The organism is Wohlfahrtiimonas larvae, from assembly GCF_002006755.1.
Classification (GTDB): domain Bacteria; phylum Pseudomonadota; class Gammaproteobacteria; order Cardiobacteriales; family Wohlfahrtiimonadaceae; genus Wohlfahrtiimonas; species Wohlfahrtiimonas larvae.
Genome location: NZ_MVDO01000221.1, coordinates 1 through 6,749 on the forward strand (window position 1 = coordinate 1; position 6,749 = coordinate 6,749).

The 6,749-nt window shown below is 36.7% G+C and carries 6 protein-coding genes and 1 pseudogene; all 7 read right to left on the reverse strand.

Annotated features, from left to right (window positions below):
- On the reverse strand, positions 1-642 hold a 642-nt coding region (locus BZK14_RS11500), incomplete at its 3' end, for a hypothetical protein (RefSeq protein ID WP_143691465.1).
- 70 nt (positions 643-712) lie between these two features.
- Positions 713-1,165: an META domain-containing protein gene (locus BZK14_RS11505; protein WP_077926620.1), complete on the reverse strand. Its 453-nt coding sequence runs from the start codon at positions 1,163-1,165 to the stop codon at positions 713-715.
- A gap of 12 nt (positions 1,166-1,177) precedes the next feature.
- Positions 1,178-3,265, reverse strand: coding sequence for a RelA/SpoT family protein (locus tag BZK14_RS11510; RefSeq protein WP_077926621.1), 2,088 nt, complete (start codon positions 3,263-3,265; stop codon positions 1,178-1,180).
- Between the two features lie 18 nt (positions 3,266-3,283).
- The gene (locus BZK14_RS11515) at positions 3,284-4,174 is read right to left on the reverse strand and encodes a prephenate dehydrogenase (RefSeq protein ID WP_077926622.1); all 891 of its coding nucleotides are present in this window, start codon (positions 4,172-4,174) and stop codon (positions 3,284-3,286) included.
- Between the two features lie 6 nt (positions 4,175-4,180).
- Positions 4,181-5,380 (reverse strand): enoyl-ACP reductase FabV, encoded by a 1,200-nt coding sequence (gene fabV, locus BZK14_RS11520; RefSeq protein ID WP_077926623.1) that lies wholly within the window; start codon positions 5,378-5,380, stop codon positions 4,181-4,183.
- Positions 5,381-5,395: 15 nt separating this feature from the next.
- Positions 5,396-6,484 (reverse strand): transaldolase, encoded by a 1,089-nt coding sequence (gene tal, locus BZK14_RS11525; protein WP_077926624.1) that lies wholly within the window; start codon positions 6,482-6,484, stop codon positions 5,396-5,398.
- Between the two features lie 30 nt (positions 6,485-6,514).
- Positions 6,515-6,749 (reverse strand): annotated as a pseudogene (locus BZK14_RS13385) (lytic transglycosylase domain-containing protein); the annotation flags it as partial.

Genomic DNA, 6,749 nt, shown 5'->3' on the forward strand with positions numbered 1-6,749 from the left:
ATAGAAAGATGCATACTGTAAACGATCATAAATAAAGCATCCTACCATGATGCATAGCATAAATTTAATATGATCAAGCGTGAAATAAGAATGAACACATAAGATAAGCACCCCATACAATATTGTGCCAACTGCACACAGTAATAAAAATAATATGATGCTATGACTAAATGTTTGTGTTTCTTTTTGGTGAGTTAAAGGTAATTTTATACTGAGTAAAACCCAAAACAATAAAGGTAATCCGATAGGTATCAGCAAAATATTCAATACAGGAGAGATTTTCAATGAGAAAATCATGAATGGCTCTGTGCTTAAGATTTCATATAAATATTTTGTTAATCCTATATTCAGGCTATTGAGCATCAAAACTAATAAGCATGTAATCAAAACAATATATAGACTGTTTTTGATTGTTATTGCAATTTTATAATGTTTAAAAATCCACGCAAATGATGCCAATAATGGACACACTATCTTTAATAACCAATAAAAGCTCGATAAATGCCAAAATAATCTTTGAATGGCTATAGGCTGATCTAATTGAATGCTCATCCATATTGTAAAAACAGTATCACCAACAATATAGCCAATCATCACCATACAAGGTAAAACCAAAGAGGATAAACTTTGTAAACGGCTCATAGTATCTCTTATATTTATAAGAAAAAAGCTTACCGAAGTAAGCCTTTAATCATTCACAGTCAACTGATAATTAATTCACATAATCTTTAAGTGCAAACTTCAAAGTTGTTGATGCATTTGATAATGTTAAATTTTGACCGTCATTATCTAATGTCAATTTCGCACCATCACTTAATAATTGACCAATTTTTCTATCTAAATTATTCAATGTTCTATCCGCACAGAATTTTTCTGTCATACCAAGAGCCTTTACTGTTAATACGCCATTTTTTAATTCGCCTTGACCAAAATAGTTATTACACATTGAACCAGAAACATGCATTTTTTCACCAAAAGATATATTAGGTGACATTGCATTCTTTGCTGTCCGATAAGTTTTACCATCAATTTCAGCTAAAATATAATTATGATGCTGTATATCTTTTACAGTGACAATATTCGGATTATTAGACATATTAGCCTCTGTTGTTGCGCATGCTGTGACAAAAAGCAATGTTGCAACTGAAATTAAAATCTTGTTCATACTCCCCTCTTTTTATCGTCTATGAGCTTCAATGACAAATGGTAATTGGACCAAACGATCAATCAAACGGCTTAATTGATTTAAATGATTCAATTCCACAGTTGCATAAATGGTTGCAATGCCAGATTCATCATTTTTGATCGTAATATCAATGATTCTTAATTGTTCATTCGTGATTAAATTATTCACTTCTTTCAATAAATCATGGTGCGGATGTGCTTTAATGATCAAATCAGATGTTGCTTTTTGATCGGCATCATAGCCCCAATCCACATCGATCTCCCGTGCTGGCGATTGCTCCACCATATTGATAAAGTTAGAACAAGTTTTACGATGGATCACAACACCACGATTCACCGTCACAAATCCGCCAATAACATCAGGTGGAGCCGGTTTACAACAAGGTGCCATTTGTACTAATAAGTTGCCTACACCTTGTACTCTAACACCACCATCATTACTTTTTGTCTGTGTTTGTGGCCGAATCAAAGAATCAGCAGTTATTACAGGTTGTTCAACCACATGCATATTTGGTACACGTGTTAAGAACTGATTAAGGGTAACTTCACCAGAACCTAATTGCGCATGTAGCTCATTGACTGAATTACAATTCAATTTTTTTGCAATTTTTAATAAGGCATCCGGAGATAAATTTAAATTCAAACGAGATAATTCTCGATCTAATAATTGCTTACCCGCTGCAATATTTTTCTCTTGTGCTTGCTGCTTGAACCAACCTCGAATTTTTGCACGTGTTCTATTAGATTTTACATAAGCCAAATGTGGTGATAACCAATCTCGACTTGGAGAAGCATTCTTCCCTGTTAAAATCTCAACTTCATCACCATTGCTCAAAACATACGTTAATGGAACAATTCGACCATTCACCTTTGCACCACGACAACGATGACCTAAGTTTGTATGAATTTGATAAGCAAAATCCAATGGTGTTGCGCCCGCTACTAATTCAATTGCTTCACGGTTTGGTGTCAATACATAAACATTTTCACCAAAAAGATCTTTATCTAATAGCTCTTTAGATGATTCACTATTTGCTTCTTGATCTAATAGCTGGCGCACGCGATTCAGTTTAGCTTGTTGGCTTAAAGATGCATCACTTTCTTTATAATGCCAATGTGCAGCGACACCCAATTCTGCATGCTCATGCATTTTTCGCGTACGAATTTGAACTTCAATTGCCTTATTTTGTGGCCCTAACACCGCGGTATGTAATGATTGGTAACCATTAGGTTTGGGGTTCGCGATATAGTCATCAAACTCTTTCGGTAAAGGAGGCCATTTTTCATGTACCATCCCCAATACGCGATAACAGTCAGATAAATTTTTGACGATCACACGCACAGCGCGCACATCTAATAGTTCTTCGAAAGATTTTCCTTTTGTAGTCATCTTTTTCCAAATACTATAAATATGCTTTACTCGACCAGAAATATCTGCCTCAATATTTTCCGATGCCACCATTAACTCAAGTTCTTCAATGATTTGATGGATATAAACTTCACGATCCAAGCGTTTTTCATTCAAGTTCTTAGAGATCATCTTGTAATCTTGTGGCCTTAAATAGTGAAGTACTTCGTCTTCCAATTCCCATTTAAAGCGACTTAACCCCAAACGATTCGCCAATGGCGCAAAAACATCCCGCGTTTGCTCTGCAACTGTTATTTTGACTTCATCACTTTCAAACTTTAAATGACGCATTTTGACAACTTGATTAGCCAAAATGATTACCAATGTTTGAACGTCTTCAACAATTGCCAATAACATTTTGCGCAAAATTTCTTTCGTCTTTTCTTGAGCACCAGATAAATCACTTGTTTCTTTCAACAAGTTCAATTGGCGTAAGAAACTACGATAAGACTCGGGTACTTGATCAATTGGGATTTCCAAAACAAAGAACATGGCAGTAATGCGCAGAGGAATGCCTGAGACTTGTCCGAGTAAATAAGCAGTTTCCAATGCTCGTTTAAAACGTTCATCATCTTGGTACTTCATCAAAAATTGATATTCTTCATCCGGCCAAGAACCATGGCATTCAATGAACCAATCTCGCAATTTTTTCTCGTCAACGACTCTAGACATCCGTTCCTTCTTTATCAGTTAAGGTTCGTGATAAAAGTTATCTCTTGCGTGTTTTGCTCGACTAAAAACTTCTAATATTGTTTCGCGATCTTCTTTATCCAATGCTTCTTCCACCAACGCTATTTTCTTTAAATACGCACGGAGAACTTCAAGCACTGCTTCTCTATTTTCTAAGCAGATATCCGTCCACATTTCTGGGTTAGATGTTGAAATACGCGTAAAATCTCTGAATCCACCTGCTGCGAAACGAAAAATTTCAGCCCGATCATCTAAATTAGCTAATGTATCCACTGTACTATAAGCTAGTAAATGTGGAATATGAGATGTTGCCGCCAAGACTTGATCATGATGCACTACACCCATTTCTTCCACAATTGACCCTACAGCTTCCCACATTTTTGTCAATGTTGTGACGGCTGTATGATTATTATTAATATGCGGGATGATCAAGGTTCTACGCTTTTCAAATAACTCAGCAAAGGAGTTTTCTACACCATGTTTTTCCGTACCAGCAATCGGATGCGCTGGCACAAAACGCTTTGGTAAAAAACCCACTGCTTCAGTAATTGTACGAATAACTGACCCCTTAGTAGAACCCACATCACTCACAATTGCGTCTTCTTTCAGAAATGGCATCATCTCTTTCATGAGCGTGCCCATCACTGTAATGGGAGTCGCCATGATGATGATGTCTGAATCTTTAACAGCCATCTCAATGTCAGTTGTCACAATATCAGCAACACCCAATGCTTTAGCTTGTGCTAAAGCATCTTCATTATTGTCATACGCAATGATTTGACCTACTGCATTATTTTTCTTCAATGCACGCGCTAGAGATCCACCGATCAAACCAATTCCTATGATTGTGACAGTATTAACAAAAAATGGCTTACTTAATTCTATTTTCATAGATGATTACACCATTTCAATCACATCAAATTTCACTTCTGGTGACACATCAGCTTCATAATCTACAGCCGCTAAACCAAAACCAAATAAGCGCGAGAAGTTTTCTTTATAACCTTGGTAATCTGTCAAAGTATCCACTGTTTCAGTTGTCACTTCTTTCAAGATTAGTTCACAAGCAGTTTGTACTTCTGGCTTTAATTCCCAATCATCTAAACGAAAACGGCCTTCAGCATCCACTTCACCTGTATTACCATACATGCAAGTTTCAAATAAACGCTGAATTTGTTCGATACAATCTTCATGCAACCCAGTTTCTTTCATCACACGAAATGCTGCTGAAATGTATAAAGGCATAACAGGAATTGCTGATGATGCTTGAGTTACAACTGATTTCAATACAGCAACAGCCGCTTTACCTTGGTATTTAGCATTGAGCATTGTATTGATTTCACGTGAAGCACGCTCTACGTCTTCTTTAGCTTTACCTAAAGTACCGTGCCAATACATTGGCCATGTGATTGCTGTCCCGATATATGAATAAGCAACTGTTTGAACATTAGGTGCCAAAACGCCAGCTTCATCTAAAGCTTTCATCCATAATTCCCAATCTTGGCCACCCATTACAGTAATCGTATCTGCAATTTCTTGCTCAGTTGCTGGTTCTACAGTTGCTTCAATGATCTCATTTTTGTTTGTATCTAATGAAGGCGCACGATATGTATCCCCGATTGTTTTCAATGCAGAACGTACAACTTCGCCTGTTGCTGGCAATTTACGAACTGGAGAAGCCAATGAGTAAACAACACAATCGACAGTACCTAAATCAGCTTTAATCAATTCGATTACTTTTGCACGAACTTCATCAGAGAATGCATCCCCATTAATGCTTTTAGAGTATAAACCCGCTTCTTTTGCATATTTATCAAAAGCTGCTGAGTTATACCAACCTGCGGTACCCGTTTTCTTTTCTGTACCTGGTTTCTCGAAAAATACACCGATTGTTGCTGCATCACTACCGAATGCTGCTTCGATACGAGAAGCCAAACCATAACCTGTGGATGCACCGATCACTAATACACGTTTTGGGCCATTCTCTAATTTACCCTTTGAACGAATATATTCAATCTGCGCTTTAACGTTTTCATCACAGCCTGTCGGATGTGCTGTTGTACAAATGAATCCACGAATTTTTGGTTGAATAATCATAATGTTCCACACTTTCTATAAAGTTAATAATTTTTCGTTAATGGTGTCCATCATAGCATTAAACGCTGTTTCAAATTGCGCAATGCCTTCTCTTTCTAATTTTTTAGTCACATCTTCCAATGAAACACCCAATGAATCTAATTGCTCTAAAATTCCATCAACATCTGCCATATTATCCATGATAGTCAACTTTGCTGTGCCATGATCACGAAAAGCATCATATGTAGCCGGTGGCACAGTATTCACAGTTTCTGTACCAATCAATGAATCCATATATAAAACATCAGAATATTCTGGATTTTTTGTACCCGTTGATGCCCACAATAGACGCTGTGGCTTCGCACCTTTTGCTTGAAGATCTTTAAATCTTTTTTCGCCATAATGCTCTAAAAAATGCTGATAAGCTTTCTGTGCATTTGCAATTGCAACTTTACCTTGCAAGGCTTTACCATTTTCAGCCAACATAGGATCAATCGCAGCATCAATACGTGAGATAAAGAAACTCGCTACCGATGCTATATGATTAATAGGCTTCCCTGCTGACACACGTTTCTCTAAACCTGAAATATAACCTTCAATTACCCGTAAGTAACGTTTAATAGAAAAGATTAATGTTACATTGATGTTAATTCCTTCTGAAATCAAATGAGACATGGCTTCAATGCCTTCAATCGTTGCAGGCACTTTGATCATGGCATTCTTACGATTGATCTTATTCCACAATAATTTTGCCTCTTGAATTGTACCGACAACATCATGTGCTAAATCGGGAGAAACCTCTAAACTCACATAACCATCTAAACTATTCGTTGCTTGATACACTGGCATGAATAGATCACATGCCATTTGAATATCTTTCACCGCCAATTCAAAAAATATATCACTCGGGGAATTGAAGCTTTTTTGTAGCTCTTTAATATCTGCATCATAAGCTGATGAACTGCGAATAGCTTTATCATAAATGGCAGGATTAGAGGTAACTCCTCGTAAATCATCTTCTTTAATCAGCTTAGCCAGCTCACCATCGACATTCAGCATACTTCGTTCGATATTATCATACCAAACGCTTTGACCCAATTGATTCAACTTTTGTAATGGATTCATACAAACCTCATACCTAATATCTATCTTATCCTAACGCTTATCTATTCTTCTGCCAATATCAGATGGTAATTTTTTAGCACTACCTTTTGGCAACCAAACTGGAATTTCTACTGGAATTGCAACTTTATTAATGCGTACACTTTGTAACCATGCAGGATTCAATTCAATCAAAGTCATTTCTGAAACCATCAAAATATTAGCTAAATCACGAACTTTCATTGGTTTAGCTAATGTAATACCATCCACTTTTCTAGGCGCTTTATGC